Source organism: Streptomyces sp. NRRL B-3229 (assembly GCF_000719505.1).
Lineage (GTDB): Bacteria > Actinomycetota > Actinomycetes > Streptomycetales > Streptomycetaceae > Streptomyces > Streptomyces griseorubiginosus.
The window spans coordinates 38658-61748 of sequence record NZ_JOGP01000027.1; the positions used below are offsets into that span (position 1 = coordinate 38658).

Here is a 23091-nt window from a genome sequence, read left to right on the forward strand (position 1 = left end):
GATGCGGCCGAGCGCCGGGAACGCGCGCGGGATCGTCGAGGCGAGCCGGTACCTGGTGCTGGCCACGGCCGACGCGGAGGGGCGGCCGTGGAGCACGCCGGTCTACTTCGCCCATGTGGGGTGCCGGGAGTTCTACTGGGTGTCCTCGCCGGACGTCACCCACTCGCGGAACATCGCCGTACGGCCCCGGGTGGGGATCGTCGTCTTCGACTCCTCGGCGGAGATCGGCACCGGGCAGGGGGTGTACATGTCCGCCGTCGCCGAGGAGCTGGTGGACGGGGCCGAGAGGGCGCTGGAGGTGTTCTCGCGGCGGTCGCTGCTGCACGGCGGGCGGGTGTGGACCCTCGACGACGCGCGCGGCGACTCCGGGATGCGGCTCTACCGGGCGGTGGCCGAGGCGCACTCCATGCTGGCGAAGGACGGGCGGCCGGATCACCGGGTGGGGGTGTAGCGAAGGCGCCTGAGCGCTCACCGTCACCCCGAGAACGGATCTGCCGAGACCCGTCCCCTCAGCCGGCACCCCTCAGCTCCTCGATCTCCGCCGCCGTCCGCTCCGCGGACGGCACGTCACCCACCGACAGGAACAGCCCGTGCGCCCGGCCCAGGTGCTCGCGCGCCTCCGTGAGCTCGCCGCAGTGCCGCAGGGCCGTGGCGAGGCCCGTGAGGGACTGGGCCTGGAGGCGGTCGAGGCCGCCGTGGGAGAGAGGGGTGGTGACGGCCCGGTAGGCCGCCACCGCCTCGGACCAGCGCTCCAGGGCCAGCAGGTCGCTCGCTATCTCGTACCGGAGCAGGGCCTCGACGTACGCGTCCAGGCCCGGTACGTCCCCCACGGAGGTGCCCAGCAGGGCCCGGTGCAGGGTCAACGCCTCGGCTGCGCGGCCGGATTCACGCAGCGCCTTGCCGAGGACCCGCTGGGACACCGCCTTGCCCGCCGGGTCGCCGGCCTCCTCGAAGAGCCGGGTGGCCCGCGCCGCCGCCTCCGCCGCCTCAGCGGGCCGGGCCAGCCCCATACAAGCCCCGCTGATGTACGACCACGACCAGGCCTGCTGATCGAGGTCGCCGGTCTCCGACGCCAACTCCAATGCCTGTCGGGCCAGTTGCTCGGCCCGCTCGTACTGGGAGGCGCCCACCGAGTGGGCCCAGGCGAGACAGTTGAGCTGGTGCGCCTCGGCCACCCGGTCCCCGAGGGCGGCCGCGGACCGGGCGCCGTACGAGAAGAGGGTCCGCCACTCCGGCCACTGGCCCCAGCGGTCGGAGAACCAGTACAGGGTGCGCGACACATGCAGGATCTCCGCGTGCCGGTCCGCCGCGAACAGCACCGGCAGGGCGCCCGCCCAGTTCGCGCGTTCGGCCGTCAGCCACTCCTCGGCCACCGGCACGGACCGGGGCGTGAAGGCCGGGACCTCGCCAGGCCACGGCTGCGGCGCACCCGGCGCCTCGAACCGGCGGCCCGCCGCCGAGGCCGACCGCAACAGCCAGTCCGCCATCCGCAGCCGCACCTCCCGGACCACCGACTCCGGCTCCTCGGCGTCCAGTTGCTCCCGCGCGAAGAGCCTTACGAGATCGTGCAGGGCGTACCGGCCGGGTGCCGTCTCCTCCAGCAGGCCCCGGTCGACCAGCAGGTCCAGGGAGTCCTCGGTGGCCGACAACTCCTCGCCGGTCAGCACTGCGGCGAGTTCGGGGCCCGTGTCATGGCCTGGGACCAGGGCGAGCCGGCGCAGCAACCGCCGGTGCTCATCGGTGAGTTGGCCCCAGGAGAGGGCGAGCGCGCTGCGCACGGCGAGGTCGCCCGCCACCAGCCCGCTCAACCGGCGCTCCTCGTCGGCGAGTTGCTCCACCAGCCGGGCCGGGGTCCAGCTCGGGCGGCTGGAGAGGCGGTTGCCGACGATCCGCAGGGCCAGCGGGAGATGGCCGCACAGCTCGGTGAGCCGGGTGATCGCCTCGGACTGGCCGTCGGTGCGCGGGGCGCCGAGGATCCGCTCGAGGAGCCGCGCCGACTCGCCGCCGCTGAGCCCGCCGAGCCTGATCCGCCGTACGCCCTCGAGACCGGCCAGCGGCCGTCTGCTGGTGACCAGCACGAAACTGCCCTCGGCGTCCGGCAGCAGCGGCCGGGTGAGCGCCTCGTCGGCCGCGTCGTCGAGGACGATCAGCGCCCGCCGCCCGGCGAGCGTGGTCCGGTACAGCGCCTCGCGGGCGACCGGGTCCACCGGGATCCGGTCGGGCGGCTGGCCCAGCGCGGTGAGCAGCAGGACCAGCGCCTCGGCGGGCGGCAGCGGGGCCTCGCTCATCCCGTGCAGCTGGACGCAGACACTGCCGTCCGGGAAGGCCCCGCTCAGCCGCCGTACGGCCTCCGCGGCCAGGGTCGTCTTGCCCTGCCCGCCCGGCCCGAACAGGATCGCGGCCCGCGTGCGGGTGCCGGTGGCGAGCGCCTCCAGGTCCGCCAGCTCCTGCCGCCGTCCGGTGAAGTCCGGGACGGTCCGCAGGAGGAACGGCGGGGCCGGCGCCGCCGTGCGCTCCCGGCCGGTGTCGGCCAGCCGCTGGAGGCGCTCACGCTGCTCGGCGTCCAGGTGGAGGGCACCCGCGAGCGCCTCGACGGTACGGCGCTGCGGGCCACGGCTGCGGCCGCGCTCCAGGTCACCGAGGGCGCGCACACTCACCCCCGACGCCTCGGACAGCTCCTCCAGGGTCAGCCGGGCGGCCCGGCGCAGGGAGCGCAGCATCACACCGAAAGCGGTGCCGCCCTGGGGCACCTCGGACTGCGGGACTTCGGAAACATGACTGGTCATCACGACAATTAGAACAAGCACTCGCTACTTCCGCCTGCACTTCTGCCTGGTGACCATGGACGGTTCCTGGTGAGCTGGAACCTCCGTCCGAGGGAGAGGAACCCCATGCCGTACATCACCGTCGGTGAAGAGAACAGCGCGCCGATCGAGCTCTACTACGAGGATCACGGCACCGGACAGCCCGTCGTCCTGATCCACGGTTACCCGCTCGACGGCCACTCCTGGGAGAAGCAGCTGCCCGCGCTCCTGGAGGCCGGCCACCGGGTCATCACCTACGACCGCCGCGGCTTCGGCCGCTCCTCGCAGCCCACCACGGGCTACGACTACGACACCTTCGCCGCCGACCTCGACAAGGTCCTCACCACCCTGGACCTGACCGACGCGGTCCTCGTCGGCTTCTCGATGGGCACCGGCGAGGTCGGCCGCTACCTGGGCACCTACGGCTCGCGCCGGGTCGCGAAGGCGGCCTTCCTGGCCTCCCTGGAGCCCTTCCTGCTGAAGACCGACGACAACCCGACCGGCGTGGACCAGTCGGTGTTCGACGGCATCCTGGAGGCCGTCACCAAGGACCGGTACGCCTACTTCGACGCCTTCTACCAGGACTTCTACAACCTGGACGAGACGCTCGGCAGCCGGATCAGCGAGGCGGCCGTGCGCGGCAGCTGGAACGTGGCCGCGGGTGCCTCGGCGCACGCCTCGGTGGCCTGCGTGCCGACCTGGATCACCGACTTCCGGGCCGACGTGGCGAAGATCGACGTCCCGGCGCTGATCCTGCACGGCACCGGCGACCGCATCCTGCCCATCGACGCCACGGGCCGGCCCTTCCACGCGCTGCTGCCGTCCGCCGAGTACGTCGAGATCGAGGGCGCGCCGCACGGCCTGCTGTGGACGCACGCGGAGGAGGTCACCTCGGCGCTGCTGTCCTTCCTCGCGAAGTAGCGCCCGAAAAGGCGGTCACTCGCGCCCCGAGGCGACCGCCGCCAGCACGGCCACCAGCCCTGCCGCGATCGCCAGCGGCAGGGCCAGGCCGTGGTGGAGTTCCAGCCACGCGCCCGCCCCGGCCCCGGCGACCATCGCGACCACGGACGCCGTACGGCGGGGGGAGCGGGTGCCGGGGCCGCCGCCCGCGCGCGAGTCGGCGGCCAGGCCGGTCAACGTCATGGTCAGCACGGTCGTCGTCAGGTCAGGGATGCCGAGCCTGCGGACCGTGGCGTTGCGCAGGCCCATGGCGAACGCCGTGACGGCGATCAGGGTGTAGGCGGTGGCGGTGGCCCCGGGCGCGGCCACCGCCACCACGGCCGAGACGCCCAGGAGGACCGCCTCGACGGCGAGCGTGAGCCGGGCCCAGGTGCGCCGGGAGCCGGAGCCGAGCCGCACGGCGACCCGGCCGCCCGCCATCGCGCCGACGACGAAGGACCCCAGCGAGGTCAGGGTGTGCGCCACCGAGAAGCCCGGGGCGCCGGCCGCCGCGAACCCGAGCACGACGACGTTGCCGGTCATGTTCGCGGTGAAGACGTGCTCCAGACCCAGATAGCTGACCGCGTCGATCAGCCCGCTGACCACCGTCAGCCCCAGCAGCACGAGCACCAGCCGCAGTCCGCGCGCCTCGGGGTCGTCGGCCGCCTTCGTGCCGGTTCCGCTCTGTTCGCTCATCGATGCTCCGGACAGCCGGACGGTCGGGGTGCACCCAAGTCCACCACGGAAGCGGGGGACTCTCGGATGTCGGGGGTCGCGGCGCGTCCGTAGCGTCGACGGCCATGAGGGATGACACGGGGAAAGACAAGGGAAAAGAAACAGGTCGGCGGGCCCGCAGGGCACTCGCCGCGGCGGCGGCCCTGATGCTGGCCGGGCTCGTCGTTGCCCCGGTGGCCGTGGCCGTGGCCCCGGACGGACCGGCGCGGTCGGCGCCGCGCGGTGGGCTGCTGTCCGTCACGCCGGTCGCCGACCGGGACGCCCGGCAGGTCAGGGCGTTCCTGACGGAGCGGGACGTCGACGCCGACGTGGTGCGGTACGGCGTACGGGCGTACCGGCTCACCTACCGGACCGTCGACCCGCACGGGGCGCCCACCACGGCGACCGGCCTGCTGACGCTGCCCGCGGGCGGCCCGCACCGCCTCGACCTGGTCTCCGACACCCACGGCACGATGGTCGACCGCGACTACGCGCCCTCGGCGAGCGAGGACTTCGGGCGCATACCGTCGTATCTGAACGCGAGCGCGGGGCGCGCGGTCGCCGCCCCCGACTACCTCGGTCTCGGCGAGGGGCCGGGCCCGCACCCGTACATGGACACCGCCTCGTCCGTGACCGCCTCCCTCGACATGCTGAGAGCCGCCCGGACCGCCGCGGACCGGCTCGGCCGCCCGCTCACCGGCGACCTGTACGTGACGGGCTTCTCCCAGGGCGGCCAGGTGGCGATGGCGCTCGGCAAGGCCCTGGACAGGGGTGCCGACCGGCACTTCCGGCTCAGGGCGCTCGCCCCGGTCAGCGGCCCGTACGACCTGGAGGGCCAGGAGATGCCCGCGCTGTTCGACGGCCGGGTGAACCACGTCAGCGGGGTCCTGTACACCGCGTACTGGCTGGTCGCGCAGAACCGGCTGCACCCGCTCTACAAGGACCCCTCCGAGGCGTTCCGAGCGCCCTATGCGAGCCGGGTCGAGCGTCTCCTCGACGGCGGCCACGAGCAGGAGGAGGTCGTCAGGGGACTCGCCCCCTCGGTGCGGAAGCTGCTCACGCCCGTCTTCCACGAGCGGCTTCGGCACCCGTCCGGCGCGGTGCTGGACGCGATGCGCGCCGCCGACCACACCTGCGACTGGAAGCCGGAGGTGCCGGTGCGGCTGTACGCCGCGGCCGGGGACACCGACGTGCCCCTCGCCAACACCCGGACATGCGCCCGCACCCTCGCAGGTCAGGGAGCGAGGGTGCGGGTGGTCGATCAGGGGGCCGTGGACCACTTCGGTTTGGTCGTGGTGTCGGCCCCGCAGGTGGTGCGGTTCTTCGACGGGGTACGGCGGTGAGCCGCGCGGCGGGTCGAAGGGGTACGGCGGATCCGGGCGCGTCGGCTCAGTACCAGCCGTTGGCCTGCCAGAAGGCCCAGGCGCCGGTCGGGCTGCCGTAGCGGGAGTTCATGTAGTCGAGACCCCACTTGATCTGGGTCTTGGGGTTGGTCTTCCAGTCGGAGCCGGCGGAGGCCATCTTGGAGCCGGGGAGGGCCTGGACCAGGCCGTAGGCGCCGGAGGAGGAGTTCGTCGCGTTGACGTTCCAGCCGCTCTCGTGCTCCACGATCTTGCTGAAGGCCGCGTACTGGGCGGCGTTCGGGATCAGCTGGTGCGCGACGGCCTTGGCCTGGGCGGAGGAGCTGGTCGTGGCCGCATGGGCCGGCGCCGCGGTCAGGACCAGGCCGGCGGTGGCGGCGGCCATCGCGGCGGTGGTGATGGCCTTCTTCGGGGAAGCGATGCGGCGGGCGATGCGGGAGACGGACACGGAGAACCTTTTCTTCGGGGACGGTGGTGTCGCTCGCGGTCCCGGGGGACATGCGGCGGCGCCGAGGCCCGTGGGCTTGTCGGCGCCGTGCGACGTCGTCCACAGAAACAGGTTCGAAAGTCGTCCGCAAAGACCCCTTTTACTAGTTCTGGTCGAATCGCCGGGAATGGCCGCCCGTGTGATCCGGCTCGCAAAGTGCAGGTCAGAGGGGGTGCCTCATGGGCGTTATGTCCGATATTCACCTACTGTTCCGCTTAGTACGTGAGCTGTGTCATGTGGGGTGCTTCACCACTCGGGCCCCTCGAATGTGACCTGGGCCTCGAAGGCGGCCCGGCGGGTGGCCCGACGCAGCCCCCTGAGGAGAGCCGGGCCGAGGGTGAGCGTCAGGACGACGGTGACCAGGGCCCGGCCCAGGTCCCAGCCGAGCGAGGTGGCCAGGCAGTACGCGACGAAGCGGGCCAGGTTGGCGGGGACGCCGGCGTGCGGGTCGAAGGCGATGTTCGAGGCGAGGGCGCCCATGAAGGGCCAGCCGGCCATGTTCATGGCGGTGCCGTAGGCGAAGGCGGCCAGGAAGCCGTACGCGGCCAGGATCCGGACCTCGGTGCGGCCCGGGGCGCGGGCGGGCACCGGCAGCAGGCCCGCGCCCATCGTGAACCAGCCCATCGCCAGCATCTGGAACGGCATCCACGGGCCGACCCCGCCGGTGAGCAGGGCGGACGCGAACATCGTGACGTTGCCGAGCACGAAGCCGAAGCCGGGGCCGAGGACCCGGCCGCTGAGCACCATCAGGAAGAACATCGGCTCGATACCGGCGGTGCCCGCGCCGATGGGCCTGAGGGCGGCCCCGGTCGCGGCGAGCACGCCGAGCATCGCCACGGCCTTGGGGCCCAGGCCGGACTCCGCGATCGACGCCGCGACCACCGCGACGAGGAGTACGAGCAGTCCGGCGAAGAGCCAGGGGGCGTCCTGGGTGTGGCTGCCGACCTGCGAGTCGGGCGGGGCGAGGAAGGGCCAGCCGAAGGCCGCGACGCCCACGGCGCTGACGAGGGCCAGGGTGAGGAGGGAGCGGGGGCCGAGGTGGACGGCCCTGGGTGTGCGAGGCGGGCGTGTGCGAGGCGTGCCGGGGGCCGGAGTTGCGGTGGGGCCTTGCCCGCCTGGGGCCCGGGTCATGACAGGGCCTTCCGGACCTGGGCCACCGTGAGCCAGCGCTGCGGGGCGAGGATCTTGCTGACCTGGGGGGCGAAGGAGGGGGAGGACATGATGACGTCCGCCGCCGGACCGTCGGCGATCACTTCGCCCTCGGCCAGCAGGACCACCCGGTGGGCGAGCTCGGCGGCGAGTTCCACGTCGTGGGTGGCCAGCATGATCGCGTGGCCGGCGGCGGCGAGGTCCGTCAGCAGGCCGACCAGGCGGGCCTTGGCCGCGTAGTCCAGGCCGCGGGTCGGCTCGTCAAGGAGCAGCAGCGGTGGGCGGGCGGTCAGGACGACGGCGAGGGCGAGGGCGAGGCGCTGGCCCTCGGAGAGGTCCCGGGGGTGGGTGTCGTCGGTGACTCCCGGGAGCAGGTCGGTCACGAGGTCGCGGCAGGTGCCTGGTGCGGCGGCGGCGTCCTTGTCGGCGGCCCGGCACTCGGCGGCGACGGTGTCCGCGTAGAGGAGGTCCCGGGGTTCCTGGGGCACGAGGCCCACACGGCGGACGAGGTCCTGGGGCGGGGTGCGGTGAGGTGGGGCGCCGCCGACCTCGACCGTGCCGGTGCTCGGTGTCACGAGCCCTACGAGAGTGTTGAGGAGGGTGGACTTTCCGGCGCCGTTGCGGCCCATGAGGGCGATGGTCTCGCCGGGGCGGATGGTGAGGTCGATGTGGCGCAGGGCCTGGACGTGGGCTCGGCGGACGGAGAGGGCGGTGACGTCGGCGGGGTTCGCCGGGAGGGGGGTGGGTCGGTTGCGGAACGCCCGCCTTCGGCGGGGCGTTCCGGGGTTCCCACCCGCACCACCCGTTTCGCTTCCGTGGTCGGCTGCGGGTGGCCCCTGTGGCGCGGGCCCGCCGTCGGCGGCCGTGGGTGCGTTGTCTGTCGGTACCCGTCCGGCCAGCCGTTCCCTCAGGGAGCCCGCCCTGCGCCGGGCGTCCCGGACCGTCAGTGCCAGGGGGGACCAGCCGGCCAGGCGGCCCAGGTCCACCACCGGCGGGTACACCGGGGACTCGGCCATCATCTCGGCCGGGGTGCCCACGCGCAGGCGTGAGCCCGGGGCCGGGAGGAGGGCGACCTGGTCGGCGTACTGGACGACGCGTTCCAGGCGGTGTTCGGCCATGAGGACCGTGGTGCCGAGGTCGTGAACCAGGCGCTGGAGGACGGCCAGGACCTCCTCGGCCGCCGCGGGGTCCAGTGCCGAGGTCGGTTCGTCCAGGACCAGGACCTCGGGGTGCGGGGTGAGGACCGAGCCGATCGCCACCCGCTGTTGCTGGCCGCCGGAGAGGGTGGCCAGGGGGCGGTCGCGGAGCGGGGCCAGGCCCAGCAGGTCGAGCGTCTCCTCCACCCGGCGGCGCATCACCGCGGGCGGCAGACCCAACGACTCCATGCCGTAGGCGAGTTCGTCCTCGACCGTGTCCGTCACGAAGTGGGACAGCGGGTCCTGGCCCACCGTGCCGACCACGTCGGCCAGTTCACGCGGCTTGTGGGTGCGGGTGTCGCGGCCGGCCACCGTGACCCGGCCGCGCAGGGTGCCGCCGGTGAAGTGCGGGACCAGTCCGCTGACCGCGCCCAGGACCGTGGACTTGCCGACGCCCGACGGGCCCACGAGCAGCATCAGTTCACCTTCGGGCACCTCGAGGTCGACGCCCTGGACGGTGGGTTCGGCGGCCCCGTCGTACGTCACGGAGACGTCCTCGAAGCGGATCACGGCGACGGCTCCTTGGGGGCGGGGGCGAGGAAGGCCGGCAGGAGGCCCAGCAGGACGGCCGCGGCGGGCCACAGCGGGAGGGTGGGCGCGACCAGCGGGACCACGCCGGGGTTCAGGGCGGCCGGGTCGGTGACGCCCGCGACGGACATCGCCGCCGCGACGGCCGCGCCGGAACCGGCGACCAGCAGGGAACGGGCGGTCCAGCGGTCCGGCCGGTAGCGCGTGCGCGGGGTGCGGCGGCCGCCCAGACGCAGTCCCGCGAGGGCGGCGGTCAGACCGGCGAGGAGGACGGGCAGGCCGTACGTGCCGCCTTCGGCGGTGAGCAGCCCGTACGTTCCCGCGCAGACCCCGAGCAGACCGCCGAGGGTGAGGGCCGTGGTCGTACGGCGGACGCCGGGCGGGACCTCGGCGGTGCGGCCGTAGCCGCGGGCGTCCATCGCCGCGGCGAGGGCGACCGAACGCTCCAACGCGCCCTCCAGGACCGGGAGTCCGACCTGGAGCAGGCCTCGCAGACCGGTGTCCGGGCGGCCGCGGAGACGGCGGGCGGCGCGCAGCCGCTGGACGTCGGCGATGAGGTGGGGGGCGAAGGTGAGCGCCACGACGACGGCGACGCCGAGTTCGTAGAGGGCGCCGGGGAGGGACTTGAGGAGGCGGTGCGGGTTGGCGAGGGTGTTCGCCGCGCCCACGCAGATGAGGAGCGCGGCCAGTTTCAAGCCGTCGTAGAGGGCGAAGACGAGGGATTCGGCGGTGACCCTGCCGCCCAGCCGGATGCCCTGCGCCCAGTCGGGGAGGGGGAGTCCGGGCAGCGTGACGAGGACGTGGGTGCCGGGGATCGGTGAGCCGAGGGTGACGGCGAACAGGAGGCGGACGAGGAGGACGGCGAGAGCGAGTTTGAGGAACGCGGCGTAGGAGCGGGACCAGGGGGAGGGGCGGCGGCAGGTGGCCACCACGTAGGCGGACACGGCGACGAGGAGGGCGAGGAGCAGCGGGTTACCGGTCCGGGTGGCCGCGACACCGAGCGAGAGGGCCCAGAGCCACCAGGCACCCGTGTGCAGGGAAACGGGGCGGGGGATTGGGTCGGCAACGGGGTGAGGGGTCCGGCCGGCACCGCTGTCCGGCCTCACGCCGATTCCGCGGGGCCTCGCCTCAGGCGACGCTCCGGTGCCGCGACGGCTCGTGGAGGGACCGGCGGGCTGGGCGGAGCGGGCTTCGGTGCCGCCACCGTGGGGCGGGGGCCCGGCGTCGTCACGCATCGCGGCGGCGCCTCGCCTGCCAGGTCGCCGCCGCGGCCAGGGCCAGCACGGCCGCCGCTCCCGCCCACAGTCCCAGGGAGGGACCGCCGTCGTGCTTCTTCTCGGCGGAGGCCGGCTTCTTCGCCCCGGTCACCGCCTCGCCGCAACCCGTCCGTGGATACCCCGAGATCGCGCACAGCAAGGCGTTCGTGCCGTACCGGAGCGGCTTCGCCACCGCCGCCAGGGCCTCCGCCGTCGTCGCGTCACGGTCCACCACCGCGCACGCGTCCCGCCGCGCATGGGGCCTCTCGCCGGAGGGCGCGTCCGCGGCCGTGCCGAAGTCGATGACCAGGGCGACACGCTTTCGGTCCGCCTGGGCCGGCGTGTGCGCGCAGATCGTCGCGAAGGACGCCGTCCCGCGCGGCTTGGTCGCGCCCGACGAGTCCTCGCTCACCGCGAAGCGGAAGCCCTGGACGTCGCCGTCCGAGGGGACCGCGGTCGAGGGCCCCTGCGTGGCGTACGTCCAGGTCGTGGCCGTGCGGTCCCAGAAGGACCAGTAGCGGTAGCCGGTGGCGTGGGCCGGTTCCGCCACGGCGAGGAGCAGGCCCGCCAGGACGGCGAGGAGGGCCGCCAGGAGGGCGAGGGAGGGCGCTCGGACGGCGAGGAGGGGCGCTCGGCGGATCACGGCCGCTTCCTCTTGTTGCGGCCGCTCAGAAGGAAACCGATGCCCGCGCCGGCGGCGAGACCCGCGCCCACGATCCACCACGGCGAGACGCCGGAGTCGTCCTTCGACGCGGCGACCGGCGTCGGGCCGGTCGCGGTCAGCCGCTCCACCAGGTCCGTGCCGCCGAAGTCCCTCGGGTCGGCGCCGCCCGTCTCGGCGGCCAGGATCAACTGGGCGTAGGCCGCCGGACCGCTCTGCTTCGCCCACTTCGCGGAGTTCCGCTCCAGCCACGCCAGAGGCTTCCGCGCGGCCCCGGTGCCACCCTGCACGGCGAGCGCGACGACCGCGTCCGCCGTGTTGCCGTAGTCGGGCTGGTCCTCGGCGCCGGGGAGAGCGGACTTCAGGTAGCCGTCCTTCGCGACCGACCCGGCGAGATAGGAGGCCCCGTTGGCGGCGGCCCGCTGCGGAGTGAGGCCAGGCGTGTCGGCGCATGTGATCTCCCCCCGGGTCTCGGCCTTCGCCGTGAGAGGGCCGCTCCCCAGGACGGCGACGACGGCCGCCGCGGTCGCGTCCGCGTTGGCGATGAGCTTGCCCTTCTTGTCCGGCTGGTAGGCGAAGGCGCCCCCGTCCGCACACGGCAGGGACAGCTTCAGCAGGGCGTCGTAGGGCGACTTCGTGCCTTTGCGGACCTCAGGGACGGAGAGGTCCTGGGTGAGGAGCGCGCCGATCACCACGGACGTCGAGTTGGCGTCGCTCGCCCCGCCGGGGGCGAAACCCCAGCCGCCGTCCTTGTTCTGGATGGACTTCAGCCAGGTCACCGCCTTGGTGACCGCGTCGGCGTGGCCCCCGGCCGCGGACAGGGCCTGGACGGCCGCCGCGGTGCTGTTGGTGTCCACCATCAGCTTGGCGTCGCAGGCCTTGGCCGGGTTCACGCGGAAAGCCGGGAAAGCCCCATTCGCGCACTGCTGTCCGGCGAGCCAGTCGATGGCCTCGGCGGGGAGCTGCTCGTGCACGCGGTGCAGGGCGATCAGGGCGTAGGACTGGCGCCAGACCCCGTCGTACGTGGGGTCGCCGCTGCCGTACAGCCCCGAGGGCAGGGACGGCGACGGGGACGGCGAGGCGGCGACGGCGGGCGCGGCCGCGCCGATCGCGACGGTGGCGGCCAGGACCGCGGCGCTGCGGCGGACGTTCATGATCGGCGGATGCCCTTCTCCACTGCGGGAGCCGGGCAGCACGGGAGAACCCCCCGGGCGGCTCGGCTCCGCGTACCTCGACGGTGCCGCGCGTCGGCGGGTTGCCGGTGCGCGCGAGCCGGTCACGAACCGTGCGGGGCAGTCCGGCTTGCCGCTGGGACGGGCTTACGGTTGCGGGTCAGCGCCGGAATTGCACCGGCTTCCCCCCGTACGGGTGTGATACGACCTGGCTACTGTACTCGCCCGTAGGGAACCGCCTGAGAGCCCCCTGTGCGGCGGCACACGGCGCTGTTCCCGAGGCCTCAGACCGCCACGTACGTCACCGGCTCGCTCCCCGGCACCGCCTCCGCGCGCCCCAGCTTCACCAGCCGCCGCAGATGCGCCTCGGCCTCCGAGACCGCGATGTTGCGGGAGCCGTACGGGATCTGTTCCCAGGGCCGGTTCCACTCCATGCGCTCGGCGAGCTGCCAGGGGGTGAGGGGCTCGGCGAGGAGGGAGCGCAGGTCGGTGAGGCGCTCCTCGTGGTGCGCGAGCAGTTCCTCCACCCGGGCGCTCGCGTCGGTGAAGACGTGCTGGTGGGCCGGGAGGACCTCGGCGGGCGCGAGCCGGCCGATCCGCTCCAGGGAGTCGAGGTAGTCGCCGAGCGGGTCGGTGACCGTGGCGTCGTCCGGGTCCTCGTACAGGCCGATGTGGGGGGTGATCTCGGGGAGCAGGTGGTCGCCGGAGAACAGCCGCCCGTGGCCGGGGAGTTGGGCGGGGTGCTCCTCCTCCAGGTGCAGGCAGACATGGCCGGGCGTGTGCCCCGGGGTCCAGATCGCGCGGAGTCTGCGGCCGGGGAGGTCGAGGAGCTCGCCGGGGACGATCTCGCGGTCGGGCAACGCGGGCGAGAAACCCGGGAGTTGGCGCCGGCGTGCGGTGCGCAGCGGCGCCACGTGCTCCTCGGGGGCGCCGGCCGCCTCCAACTTGGCCGTCATATAGGTGAACCAGCGCTCGGCCCGCGTCTCCCGGGTGCGCCGCACGATCGCGGAGTCCGCCGCGTGCAACGCGATCCAGGCGCCGGAAGCCTCCCGGACCCTGCCCGACAGACCGTGGTGGTCGGGGTGGTGGTGGGTGATGACCACGCCGTGGATCTCGTCGGCGCCGGTTCCGCACGCGGTGAGTCCCGTGGCGAGGCTGTCCCAGGAGTCCGGGTCGTCCCACCCGGTGTCGACCAGGACCGGACCCCGGTCGGTCTCGACGACGTACACGAGCGTGTGGCCGAGGGGATTGTCGGGGATGGGTACCTGGACGGACCGGACGCCGCCGCCATGGTCGTACACCCCGCCGCCATGGTCGTGCACCTGCGCCATGAGCTCCCCAATCACCGCGTCCGCCCACTGCGGCCACTATAACTAGAACGAGTTTCGACGGTAGCCTGAGGTCACCAACAGCCGTGGTGCGCGGGCCGTGGACTCCTCCGAGTGGAACTGGTATCAGTTCCGTATCCGAGGTATCTGATGGACCGTCAGCAAGCCGCCCCTGGGAGGCGTTCGCCATGGCCGAGCTCGTGGAACACGGACAGCTGTTCATCGGCGGGGAGTTGACCGACCCCCTGGGCAAGGACGTCATCGAGGTGATCTCCCCGCACACCCAGGAGGTCATCGGACGGGTCCCGCACGCCTCCCGCGCGGACGTGGACGCGGCCGTCGCCGCCGCCCGCACCGCCTTCGACGAGGGACCCTGGCCGCGCCTGTCCCTGGACGAGCGCATCGAGGTCGTCACCCGCATCAAGGACGCCATCGCGGTACGTCACGAGGAGATCGCCCGGGTGATCTCCTCCGAGAACGGCTCCCCGTACTCCTGGAGCGTCCTCGCGCAGGCCCTCGGCGCGATGATGGTCTGGGACTCGGCGATCACGGTCGCCCGGGACTTCACCTATGAGGAGCAGCGCGACGGAGTCCTCGGCCGCCTCCTCGTGCGCCGCGAGCCGGTAGGGGTCGTGGCGGCCGTGGTCCCTTGGAACGTTCCCCAGTTCGTCGCCGCCGCCAAGCTCGCGCCCGCGCTGCTCGCCGGGTGCACGGTGGTGCTCAAGCCGTCGCCCGAGTCGCCGCTGGACGCCTACATCCTGGCCGAGATCACCAAGGAGGCCGGGCTGCCGGAGGGCGTGCTCTCCATCCTCCCGGCCGACCGTGAGGTCAGCGAGTACCTGGTCGGACACCCCGGGATCGACAAGGTCTCCTTCACCGGCTCGGTGGGCGCGGGCAAGCGCGTGATGGAGGTCGCCGCCCGCAACCTCACCCGCGTGACACTGGAGTTGGGCGGCAAGTCGGCGGCCGTGGTCCTGCCGGACGCGGATGTCGAGGCGGCCGTCGCGGGGATCGTCCCCTCCGCGTGGATGAACAACGGCCAGGCCTGCGTGGCCCAGACCCGCATCCTGCTGCCCCGCTCCCGCTACGACGAGTTCGCCGAGGCCCTTGCCGCGGCGGCGAGTTCACTCGTCGTCGGCGACCCGCTCGACCCGGCCACCCAGGTCGGACCGCTGGTCGCGGAACGCCAGCAGCGCCGCAACCTCGACTACATCAGGATCGGCCAGGAGGAGGGCGCGAAGATCCTCACCGGGGGCGGCCGTCCGGCGGGCCTGGACCGCGGCTGGTACGTCGAGCCGACGCTCTTCGGGGACGTCGACAACTCGATGCGGATCGCGCGGGAGGAGATCTTCGGCCCGGTGATCTGCCTGCTGCCGTACGGCGACGAGTCCGAGGCGGTGAAGATCGCCAACGATTCCGAGTACGGCCTCTCCGGCAGTGTGTGGACCGCCGACGTGGCGCACGGCATCGAGGTCGCGAAGCAGGTGCGCACCGGCACCTACAACGTCAACACCTTCAGTCTCGACATGCTCGGCCCCTTCGGCGGCTACAAGTCCTCCGGTCTGGGGCGGGAGTTCGGGCCCGAGGGCTTCGGCGAGTACCTGGAGCACAAGATGATCCACCTGCCGGCCGGCTGGGAGGGCTGAGGCGATGGGGGACCGCTGGCACGTCGAGGTCGACCGCTCCTTGTGCATCGGCTCGGCCCAGTGCGTCCACACCGCCCCGGACGGCTTCCACCTCGACACCGCCCGCCAGTCCCACCCCACCGACCCGGAGACCGACGCCCACGAGACGATCCTGGCCGCCGCCGAGAACTGCCCGGTCGAGGCGATCATGATCAGCCTGCTGGGAAGCGGGGAGCCGGTGTTCCCGCCGGAGGAGTAGGGGGCCGAGGCGGTGGGGTGCGGTGCGGTGGGTGCCGGCAGGGGCGTCCGCGCCCGGGGTACGGCGGTGTACGCGAGCCGCGCGGGCCGCGGGCGGCCGCCTCCCGGCCCAGCTCGTACGCCTCGGCCAAGTCGGTCCCAAGAGGCCTACCGCCGTGGCTCCGTCAGGTCGATCAGGCGGCAGACCGTTTCGATGTCGATCTTCACCTGGGCGATGGAGGCGCGGCCCGACAGCCAGGTGATCAGTGCCGAGTGCCAGGTGTGCTCGATCACGCGGACCGCGGAGAGCTGCTCGGGGGTCGGGTCCTGGAGGCCCACCGCGTCCAGGATGATCAGCGTGGTCTGGTGGGAGACCTGGTCGACCTCCGGGCTCACGCTGCGGTCCGCGAAGGTCAGCGCCCTGACCATCGCGTCCGCCAGATGCGGCTCGCGCTGGAGGGCGCGGAAGGCCCGCATCAGGGTCTCCGCGACCCGCTCGGCCGCCGTCTCGCCCTGCGGTGGCTTCTTGCGGAGCGTGCCGTGCATGTGTTCCAACTGGTCCTGCATGGTCGCGACCAGCAGATGGATCTTGGACGGGAAGTACCGGTAGAGAGTGCCGAGCGCCACCTGCGAGGACTCCGCGACCTCCCGCATCTGCACCGCGTCGAACCCGCCCCGGCTCGCCAACTGCGCACTCGCGTGCAGGATGCGGCGGCGCCGCGCCTCCTGCCGCTCGGTCAGCGGCGGCGCGTCGGCTCGCGCGGTACTGGCTTCGACTCTGGGCGGCTTGGCCACCTTGTCCACCTTGGGTTCCGTGACAGTCCGTGAGGGCGTGTGATCACTCAGCATGACAGGGTGCCAGGCCGTGCAGCGGGCGCGGCGTTCGTGGCGTGAATCACCTGATCCACCGCTCACAGGACTCCTACCTGCCGGTAGATTCAGAGCCTCCTGGACGATCAAGTCTGAAACTTGTTCTAGATTACCGTCTCGTCGTAATCTCGCGGGACAGTGCAGGCAGAAGGGGGCCCGGAGTGACCGCTGAGGCCAGTCAGACGGGGTCTTCCGAGGACCTGGTCGGCGGTGGGGGTCCCGCCCGCGCGAGGTCGTTCGAGCGTGGGGGAGAGCGACCGCTCCGTATCGCGCTCCTCACCTATAAGGGGAACCCGTTCTGCGGGGGCCAGGGGGTCTACACCCGGCACCTCTCACGCGAGTTGGCCCGCCTCGGGCACCACGTCGAGGTGATCGGCTCCCAGCCGTACCCCGTCCTCGACGGGGGCGTCCCGCTCACGGAGCTGCCCAGCCTCGATCTGTACCGCTCCCCGGACCCCTTCCGCACCCCGAAACGCGACGAGTACCGGGACTGGATCGACGCCCTGGAAGTCGCCACGATGTGGACCGGCGGCTTCCCCGAGCCGCTCACCTTCTCCCTGCGGGCCCGACGCCATCTCCGGGCCCGCACTGGCGAGTTCGACGTCGTCCACGACAACCAGACACTCGGCTACGGCCTGCTGGGCGACATCGGCGCCCCGCTGGTGACCACCATCCACCACCCCATCACCGTGGACCGGCAGTTGGAGCTGGACGCGGCCGAGGGCTGGCAGCAGCGGCTGTCCAAGCGCCGCTGGTACGCCTTCACCCGCATGCAGAAGCGGGTGGCCCGCCGGCTGCCCTCGGTGCTCACCGTCTCCGGCACCTCCCGCCAGGAGATCGTCGACCACCTCGGCGTCCGCGACGACCGTATCCACGTCGTCCACATCGGCGCCGACACCGACCTGTTCAAGCCGGATCCGGCCGTGCCGGTCGTGCCCGGCCGGATCGTCACGACCTCCAGCGCGGACGTCCCCCTCAAGGGCCTGGTCTTCCTCGTCGAGGCGCTCGCGAAGGTGCGCACCGAACACCCCGGCGCGCACCTGGTCGTCGTCGGCAAGCGCCCGGCCGAGGGCCCGGTCGCCGCCGCCGTCGAGCGCTACGGCCTCGAAGGCGCCGTGGACTTCGTCAAGGGCATCTCGGACGCGGAACTGGTCGACCTGGTCCGCTCGGCTGAGGTCGCCTGCGTGCCCTCGCTCTACGAGGGCTTCTCCCTCCCGGCAGCCGAGGCGATGGCGACCGGCACCCCGCTGGTCGCGACCACGGGCGGCGCGATCCCCGAGGTGGCCGGCCGGGACGGCGAGACGTGCCTCGCGGTACCGCCGGGGGACCCCGGCGCGCTGGCGGTGGCGCTGAGCCGCCTGCTGGGCGACCCGGACCTGCGGGCCCGGCTCGGAGCGGCGGGACGCGAGCGCGTCCTCGCCCGCTTCACCTGGGCCCGCGCCGCCGAGGGCACGGTGACCCGGTACCGCGAGGCGATCGCCGCCGGTGCGGGACGCGCCGCGGTCCCGACCCCGGCTTTCTCCCCCGCCACCCCGAGCAGCGCCGACCCCGAGAACGCCGCCGCCTCCACCTCCGACACCGGTGTCTATCCCGAAAGCAGGGCCACGTGCTGACCGTCGACTTCTCCCGGTTCCCGCTCGCGCCGGGCGACCGCGTCCTGGACCTCGGCTGCGGGGCCGGCCGGCACGCGTTCGAGTGTTACCGGCGCGGGGCCCAGGTCGTGGCCCTGGACCAGAACGCCGACGAGATCCGCGAGGTCGCCAAGTGGTTCGCGGCGATGAAGGAGGCCGGCGAGGCCCCCGAGGGCGCCACGGCCACCGCCATGGAGGGCGACGCGCTCGCCCTGCCCTTCCCCGACGAGTCCTTCGACGTCGTGATCATCTCCGAGGTCATGGAGCACATCCCCGACGACAAGGGCGTCCTCGCCGAGATGGTCCGGGTGCTCAAGCCCGGCGGCCGGATCGCGATCACCGTCCCCCGCTACGGCCCCGAGAAGGTCTGCTGGGCGCTGTCCGACGCCTACCACGAGGTCGAGGGCGGCCACATCCGCATCTACAAGGCGGACGAGCTGCTCGCGAAGATCCGAGAGGCCGGACTGAAGCCGTACGGCACCCACCACGCGCACGCCCTGCACTCCCCGTACTGGTGGCTGAAGTGCGCGTTCGGCGTCGACAACGACAAGGCGCTGCCGGTGCAGGCGTACCACAAGCTCCTGGTCTGGGACATCATGAAGAAGCCGCTGGCGACGCGGGTCGCCGAACAGGCCCTCAACCCCCTGATCGGCAAGAGCTTCGTGGCCTACGCGACCAAGCCGCACCTGCCCGCCGTGTCCTCCGTGGACGCGCGGTGACGACTTCGCGTACGGAACACCTCGTCCTGCCCGGGGTGTTGACCGCAGAGCAGGCCGCCGGGACCGTCGCCGGGATCCTGGCCGTGCAGCGCGAGGACGGGGCGATCCCGTGGTTCCGCGGGCACCACCTCGACCCGTGGGACCACACCGAGGCCGCGATGGCACTGGACGCGGCGGGCGAGCACGAGGCCGCCGAGCGGGCCTACGAGTGGCTCGCCCGGCACCAGAACGAGGACGGTTCCTGGTACGCGGCCTACCAGGACGGCGACTTCGCGGAGGTCACCGACCGGGGGCGCGAGACGAACTTCGTCGCCTACATAGCCGTAGGCGTGTGGCACCACTACCTGTCCACCGGTGACGACACCTTCCTGGACCGGATGTGGCCCGCGGTGTACGCCGCGACGGAGTTCGTGCTGGCGCTCCAGCAGCCGGGCGGGCAGATCGGCTGGAAGCGCGACGAGGACGGTACGGCGGTCGTGGACGGTCTGCTGACCGGGTCGTCGTCGATCCACCACGCGCTGAGGTGCGCGCTCGCGATCGCCGAACAGCGCGAAGAGGCGCAGCCGGACTGGGAGTTGGCCCTCGGTGCCCTGCGGCACGCGATCCGGCGCCACCCCGAGCGCTTCCTCGACAAGGACCGCTACTCCATGGACTGGTACTACCCGGTCCTGGGCGGGGCGTTGACCGGTACGGAGGCCAAGTCCCGTATCGAGGAGGGCTGGGAGCGGTTCGTCGTGCCCGGTCTCGGCGTGCGGTGTGTCGTCCCCAACCCGTGGGTGACGGGCGGGGAGTCGGCCGAACTCGCCCTCGCTCTGTGGGCGACCGGCGAGTCCGACCGGGCGCTGGACATCCTCCAGTCCATCCAGCATCTCCGGGACCCGGAGAGCGGGTTGTACTGGACGGGGTTCGTGTTCGAGGACCAGGCGATCTGGCCGCGGGAACTCACGACGTGGACCGCGGGCTCGCTGCTGCTGGCCGTCGCCGCGCTCGGTGGCCATGAGGCCACGTGCGCGGTGTTCGGCGGAGACCGCCTGCCACTGGGGTTGGACCCGGACTGCTGCGCCTGAGGGGGCGGGGACTTCTGTGCGGCGGTGACTGCGGGTTGTCGTGGCCGGTCGCGCCCCGCGGCGGAGCCGCCGATCGATACAGCCCCGCGCCCCTACGGGCGCGATTCAGTGACGGTGGGCCCTGTTGGCGATGGCGTGGCCGACGAACAGGTAGACCACCGCTGCCAGGCCGTAGCCGGCGACTACGCGGGCCCAGGCCTCGTCGAAGGTGAAGAGGTCGTAGGACCAGCCGGCGAGCCAGCGGGCGGCATCGTGGATGAACTGCACGAAGTCGTTCCCGCGGTTGGCGTCCAGCAGGTACATGAGGATCCACAGGCCCAGGATGAGGGCCATGATGTCGGCGACGACCGCTATGACCGTCCCGGCGGAATTGGCACCACGGCGCGTATGAGTGGACATGGTGTTCGAATGGCCGGGATTGCTCGAACGAAACCTGGCGTCATTCGTTGAGCTCCGCCAGCACCCGCAGAGTGTGTGCGTCCGGCGCCAGGGCCAGCAGGTCCGTCACCGGCCCCTTGCGCCACAACTCCAGCCGCTCGGCGATCCGTTCACGCGGACCGACCAGCGAGATCTCGTCGGCGAACGCGTCGGGCACGGCGAGCACCGCCTCCTCGCGCCGTCCCTCCAGGAACAGTTGCTGGATCCGGCGGGCCTCCTCCTCGTACCCCATCCGGGCCATGAGGTCGGCGTGGAAGTTGCGGGCCGCGTGCCCCATCCCGCCGATGTAGAAGCCGAGCATCGTCTTGACGGGCAGCAGCCCTTCGGCCACGTCGTCGCACACCCGCACCTGGGCCATGGGCGCGACGAGGAACCCCTCCGGGGCGTCGGCGAGCGAGCCCTCGTACACCTCGGGCCGGGTCGGCGACCAGTACAACGGCAGCCAGCCGTCCGCGATCCGGGTCGTCTGGGCGATGTTCTTCGGCCCCTCGGCGCCGAGCAGGATCGGCAGGTCGGAGCGGAGGGGATGGGTGATCGGCTTCAACGCCTTCCCGAGACCCGTCCCGTCCGGCCCCCGGTACGGCAGCGGATGGAACCGCCCCTCCGAGGCGACCGGCGCCTCCCGCCGCAGCACCTGCCGTACGACCTCGACGTACTCCCGGGTCGCGGTCAGCGGCGACTTCGGGAACGGCCGCCCGTACCACCCCTCCACGACCTGCGGGCCGGACAGGCCGAGACCCAGCATGACCCGGCCGCCGGAGAGGTGGTCCAGGGTGAGAGCGTGCATGGCGGTCGTGGTCGGCGACCGGGCCGCCATCTGCGCAACCGCCGTACCCAGCCCGATCGTCGACGTCCGCGCCGCGATCCAGGTGAGCGGGGTGAACACGTCCGACCCCCACGACTCCGCCGTCCACACCGAGCGGTAACCGAGCCGCTCGGCCTCCTGGGCCAGCGGCACATGGTCGGGGGAGGGGCCGCGACCCCAGTAACCGAGCGCAAGACCTAGCCGCACGACGCCTCCTGACGGTACGTCAGACACCGGGGACCGATCGCGAATGTACGGCAAGGTCTCCACGTCCGGAAGGGTCGGTGCCTCCCGGACGCAGACGGCGTGAACAGCGAACGGCCCCCCGCCCGGAAAGGGGCGAGGGGCCGTCGTGCGACGTCGAAGGGCTCAGCCGCGCTGGATGCCGCTCGTGTCCTGGAGCACCCCGCGGCGACCGTCCTGCGTCTGGGCGACCAGGCCCGGACCGCGCTGCTCCACGGCCAAGTACCAGGTACCCGGCGCGAGTTCGGCGATCGGCGTCGGCGAACCGTCCTCCGCGAACAGCGGACGCGGCACCGGCACGGCGAACCAGAACGGCGAGAACTCCGCGGCCGGCGGCTGCGGGGCCGAGGCCTGCGGCTGCGCGCCGAAGGGCTGACCGGGCTGCGGCTGACCGCCGTAGGGCTGACCCGGCTGTCCGCCCTGCCCCGGCTGCTGGGCGCCCGGGTAGCCGTAACCGCCGGGCGGCTGGGCGCCGTAGGGCTGCGGCTGGAGCGGCTTGGGGGCCGGGACCAGACCGGCCTGGAGGGCGGGGACGAGAGGCGTGGCGACGGCGGCCCCGGCGAGGACGATCGCGCCGATAAGACCAAGGATGAGGCCGATGCCGGCCCCAACGTCCGTTCCATCGAAGTTGTCACTGAACGCGCCGAACGGGTCGATGATCGACCACAGCGAGGTCCATGCGACGAAGAGCGTCAGGGCGACGCCCACCTGTCCCAGATCGAGTCCTGCGACCTTGCGTGGCTCCGGCAGCGCACGGGCGACGACGACAAGGGCCGCTCCGATGATGCCGCCGACGTAGACGCTCATCACCAGGCCAAGGTTGTCCCAGGCGTTGGGGATCTTGCTGTCACCTTCAGCCGAGTACGTGTTGAGGAACGACGCGATGAACAGCAACACCGCTGCTCCGATCACCACGCCGTCGCCTCGAGTGAGGGAGCGGATATTCACGTCAGTCGGTCCTTCGCAGGTCGTCTCGTCGTCGGCAGGAGGCGTAGCCGGCACCATGGTGCCGTCAGGTCCCGGCGTGAAGCACGGGGATGGCCCCTCATCTTACGGACGACACTATCGCCAGTCCGGGCAGGGTGTCCGCCCGGAATCATGCAGCGATGCGACCCATGCAGAAAACTCACAGAGTCCTCAGACCCGGCTTGCTCGGAGGGCGAGGACGCCCGTCGGTATGCCCAACGTGCGTCCTCGCCGATCCTGAGTGGGAAGTTCGCCGCTGGCAGTGGACTAGCTGGCGGTGTACGCGTAGCAAACGCCTATCGGCTTGTAGGCCTTCACGTCCTTCGCTATCCGCTCGAAAGGGATGATGGTCCTGTACACGTCAAACTGCTTGCCGGAGTACCTTGTGTATGCCTTGAGGACGCCGTACTTGCCCCGAGCCACATCTTTGGCGCCGCTGACTGTGATGCTCCTGGACTTCGTGACGTCCCATCCGACAGCCGCGGTAAGGGACTCGTAGTTGACGGAGAAGTTCTTCGAGTAGGTGGTGCTTTGAGAGTGGGTCTCGTCGATACGGAGGGTGATGGGCCCTCGCCCGGAGGCCTCGGCGATTACTGTCTTGCCGCATATGCTGGGTATGGACTTAACGTGCTTGGGCTTCCCGAACGCGTAGTAAGTGGCCTTGCCTGTGCTCTGAGCGCTGGCTGCGACATGGTTACCGGCTGCTGCGCTGGACTGAGCTGCGCTTGCGGTGCTTGCGCCGGAAAGGCAGATGGTCAGGATGGTGGCAGTTGCTGCGGACAGTCCCCCGCGCAGGGCGATTCGGCGTTGCACAGTTCCCCCTCGGCTCACGGATGAGCGAGTCTTGATCGTTCTTGGTCAACAAGATTCAAGAACTGATGTGCATGCGATCGCA

At 72.3% G+C, this 23091-nt stretch carries 22 protein-coding genes and 1 riboswitch; of the genes, 8 read left to right on the plus strand and 14 right to left on the minus strand.

Going from position 1 to position 23091, the window contains the following annotated elements; genetic code table 11:
* Position 1: 1 nt before the first annotated feature.
* Positions 2 to 451, plus strand: coding sequence for a pyridoxamine 5'-phosphate oxidase family protein (locus IF54_RS0133170; RefSeq protein WP_030325591.1), 450 nt, complete (start codon positions 2 to 4; stop codon positions 449 to 451).
* A gap of 58 nt (positions 452 to 509) precedes the next feature.
* Here IF54_RS0133170 and IF54_RS39925 read toward each other — a convergent pair whose 3' ends face one another.
* Positions 510 to 2786: an ATP-binding protein gene (locus IF54_RS39925; protein ID WP_030325593.1), complete on the minus strand. Its 2277-nt coding sequence runs from the start codon at positions 2784 to 2786 to the stop codon at positions 510 to 512.
* Positions 2787 to 2891: 105 nt separating this feature from the next.
* Here IF54_RS39925 and IF54_RS0133180 point away from each other — a divergent pair, with 105 nt between their 5' ends.
* Positions 2892 to 3725, plus strand: coding sequence for an alpha/beta fold hydrolase (locus IF54_RS0133180; RefSeq protein ID WP_030325595.1), 834 nt, complete (start codon positions 2892 to 2894; stop codon positions 3723 to 3725).
* A 15-nt stretch (positions 3726 to 3740) separates the two neighbouring features.
* On the opposite strand, the gene IF54_RS0133185 is transcribed toward IF54_RS0133180, so the two are convergent.
* A complete protein-coding gene (locus IF54_RS0133185; protein WP_030325597.1) occupies positions 3741 to 4439 on the minus strand; it encodes a YoaK family protein in 699 nt (232 codons plus the stop codon).
* Positions 4440 to 4543: 104 nt separating this feature from the next.
* Here IF54_RS0133185 and IF54_RS0133190 point away from each other — a divergent pair, with 104 nt between their 5' ends.
* Positions 4544 to 5800 (plus strand): hypothetical protein, encoded by a 1257-nt coding sequence (locus IF54_RS0133190; RefSeq protein ID WP_030325599.1) that lies wholly within the window; start codon positions 4544 to 4546, stop codon positions 5798 to 5800.
* Positions 5801 to 5846: 46 nt separating this feature from the next.
* Here IF54_RS0133190 and IF54_RS0133195 read toward each other — a convergent pair whose 3' ends face one another.
* From IF54_RS0133195 to IF54_RS0133225, 7 genes are all read right to left on the minus strand, one after another.
* Entirely contained in the window at positions 5847 to 6266 is a 420-nt protein-coding gene (locus IF54_RS0133195) for a transglycosylase SLT domain-containing protein (protein ID WP_030325602.1), read from the minus strand.
* Between the two features lie 285 nt (positions 6267 to 6551).
* The gene (locus IF54_RS0133200; RefSeq protein WP_030325603.1) at positions 6552 to 7436 is read right to left on the minus strand and encodes an ECF transporter S component; all 885 of its coding nucleotides are present in this window, start codon (positions 7434 to 7436) and stop codon (positions 6552 to 6554) included.
* Complete coding sequence (locus tag IF54_RS0133205) at positions 7433 to 9160, minus strand: ABC transporter ATP-binding protein (RefSeq protein WP_030325605.1); 1728 nt, start codon at positions 9158 to 9160, stop codon at positions 7433 to 7435. Before IF54_RS0133205 ends, IF54_RS0133200 begins: the two co-directional genes overlap by 4 nt.
* A complete protein-coding gene (locus IF54_RS0133210; protein ID WP_030325608.1) occupies positions 9157 to 10290 on the minus strand; it encodes a CbiQ family ECF transporter T component in 1134 nt (377 codons plus the stop codon). The genes IF54_RS0133205 and IF54_RS0133210 overlap by 4 nt, the downstream gene beginning before the upstream one ends.
* A 115-nt stretch (positions 10291 to 10405) precedes the next feature.
* Entirely contained in the window at positions 10406 to 11077 is a 672-nt protein-coding gene (locus IF54_RS0133215; RefSeq protein WP_051735629.1) for an SCO2322 family protein, read from the minus strand.
* Positions 11074 to 12249, minus strand: coding sequence for a prenyltransferase/squalene oxidase repeat-containing protein (locus IF54_RS0133220; RefSeq protein ID WP_030325614.1), 1176 nt, complete (start codon positions 12247 to 12249; stop codon positions 11074 to 11076). The genes IF54_RS0133215 and IF54_RS0133220 overlap by 4 nt, the downstream gene beginning before the upstream one ends.
* 136 nt (positions 12250 to 12385) lie before the next feature.
* Positions 12386 to 12455: riboswitch (cobalamin riboswitch) on the minus strand.
* 96 nt (positions 12456 to 12551) lie between these two features.
* Entirely contained in the window at positions 12552 to 13598 is a 1047-nt protein-coding gene (locus IF54_RS0133225; RefSeq protein WP_030325616.1) for an MBL fold metallo-hydrolase, read from the minus strand.
* Positions 13599 to 13783: 185 nt separating this feature from the next.
* Here IF54_RS0133225 and IF54_RS0133230 point away from each other — a divergent pair, with 185 nt between their 5' ends.
* Positions 13784 to 15241: an aldehyde dehydrogenase gene (locus IF54_RS0133230; RefSeq protein WP_030325618.1), complete on the plus strand. Its 1458-nt coding sequence runs from the start codon at positions 13784 to 13786 to the stop codon at positions 15239 to 15241.
* A gap of 4 nt (positions 15242 to 15245) precedes the next feature.
* Positions 15246 to 15479, plus strand: a complete 234-nt coding sequence (locus IF54_RS0133235) for a ferredoxin (protein WP_030325619.1) — start codon at positions 15246 to 15248, stop codon at positions 15477 to 15479.
* Between the two features lie 146 nt (positions 15480 to 15625).
* On the opposite strand, the gene IF54_RS0133240 is transcribed toward IF54_RS0133235, so the two are convergent.
* Positions 15626 to 16261: a TetR family transcriptional regulator gene (locus IF54_RS0133240; protein ID WP_030325620.1), complete on the minus strand. Its 636-nt coding sequence runs from the start codon at positions 16259 to 16261 to the stop codon at positions 15626 to 15628.
* Positions 16262 to 16488: 227 nt separating this feature from the next.
* On the opposite strand from IF54_RS0133240, the gene IF54_RS0133245 reads away from it, so the two are divergent.
* Genes IF54_RS0133245 through IF54_RS0133255 form a run of 3 tightly spaced genes read left to right on the plus strand, consistent with a single transcriptional unit; the run spans position 16489 to position 19744 of the window.
* On the plus strand, positions 16489 to 17940 hold the full coding sequence (locus IF54_RS0133245; RefSeq protein ID WP_030325621.1) for a glycosyltransferase family 4 protein: 1452 nt from the start codon (positions 16489 to 16491) through the stop codon (positions 17938 to 17940).
* Entirely contained in the window at positions 17934 to 18677 is a 744-nt protein-coding gene (locus IF54_RS0133250) for a class I SAM-dependent methyltransferase (RefSeq protein ID WP_030325623.1), read from the plus strand. The genes IF54_RS0133245 and IF54_RS0133250 overlap by 7 nt, the downstream gene beginning before the upstream one ends.
* On the plus strand, positions 18674 to 19744 hold the full coding sequence (locus IF54_RS0133255; protein ID WP_030325625.1) for a prenyltransferase: 1071 nt from the start codon (positions 18674 to 18676) through the stop codon (positions 19742 to 19744). The genes IF54_RS0133250 and IF54_RS0133255 overlap by 4 nt, the downstream gene beginning before the upstream one ends.
* A 105-nt stretch (positions 19745 to 19849) precedes the next feature.
* Here IF54_RS0133255 and IF54_RS0133260 read toward each other — a convergent pair whose 3' ends face one another.
* From IF54_RS0133260 to IF54_RS42840, 4 genes are all read right to left on the minus strand, one after another.
* A complete protein-coding gene (locus IF54_RS0133260; RefSeq protein WP_028810033.1) occupies positions 19850 to 20143 on the minus strand; it encodes a hypothetical protein in 294 nt (97 codons plus the stop codon).
* 40 nt (positions 20144 to 20183) lie between these two features.
* Positions 20184 to 21194, minus strand: coding sequence for an LLM class F420-dependent oxidoreductase (locus tag IF54_RS0133265; RefSeq protein WP_030325628.1), 1011 nt, complete (start codon positions 21192 to 21194; stop codon positions 20184 to 20186).
* A gap of 162 nt (positions 21195 to 21356) precedes the next feature.
* Complete coding sequence (locus tag IF54_RS0133270; protein ID WP_051735631.1) at positions 21357 to 22178, minus strand: DUF5336 domain-containing protein; 822 nt, start codon at positions 22176 to 22178, stop codon at positions 21357 to 21359.
* Positions 22179 to 22463: 285 nt separating this feature from the next.
* Positions 22464 to 23009, minus strand: coding sequence for a hypothetical protein (locus IF54_RS42840; protein WP_159002255.1), 546 nt, complete (start codon positions 23007 to 23009; stop codon positions 22464 to 22466).
* Positions 23010 to 23091 lie beyond the last annotated feature (82 nt).

Coding starts and splice junctions, on each gene's coding strand:
- IF54_RS0133170 (WP_030325591.1), top strand. CDS start 2: ATGCGGCCGAGCGCCGGGAACGCGCGCGGGATCGTCGAGGCGAGCCGG.
- IF54_RS39925 (WP_030325593.1), bottom strand. CDS start 2,786: ATGACCAGTCATGTTTCCGAAGTCCCGCAGTCCGAGGTGCCCCAGGGC.
- IF54_RS0133180 (WP_030325595.1), top strand. CDS start 2,892: ATGCCGTACATCACCGTCGGTGAAGAGAACAGCGCGCCGATCGAGCTC.
- IF54_RS0133185 (WP_030325597.1), bottom strand. CDS start 4,439: ATGAGCGAACAGAGCGGAACCGGCACGAAGGCGGCCGACGACCCCGAG.
- IF54_RS0133190 (WP_030325599.1), top strand. CDS start 4,544: ATGAGGGATGACACGGGGAAAGACAAGGGAAAAGAAACAGGTCGGCGG.
- IF54_RS0133200 (WP_030325603.1), bottom strand. CDS start 7,436: ATGACCCGGGCCCCAGGCGGGCAAGGCCCCACCGCAACTCCGGCCCCC.
- IF54_RS0133220 (WP_030325614.1), bottom strand. CDS start 12,249: ATGAACGTCCGCCGCAGCGCCGCGGTCCTGGCCGCCACCGTCGCGATC.
- IF54_RS0133225 (WP_030325616.1), bottom strand. CDS start 13,598: ATGGCGCAGGTGCACGACCATGGCGGCGGGGTGTACGACCATGGCGGC.
- IF54_RS0133230 (WP_030325618.1), top strand. CDS start 13,784: ATGGCCGAGCTCGTGGAACACGGACAGCTGTTCATCGGCGGGGAGTTG.
- IF54_RS0133235 (WP_030325619.1), top strand. CDS start 15,246: ATGGGGGACCGCTGGCACGTCGAGGTCGACCGCTCCTTGTGCATCGGC.
- IF54_RS0133260 (WP_028810033.1), bottom strand. CDS start 20,143: ATGTCCACTCATACGCGCCGTGGTGCCAATTCCGCCGGGACGGTCATA.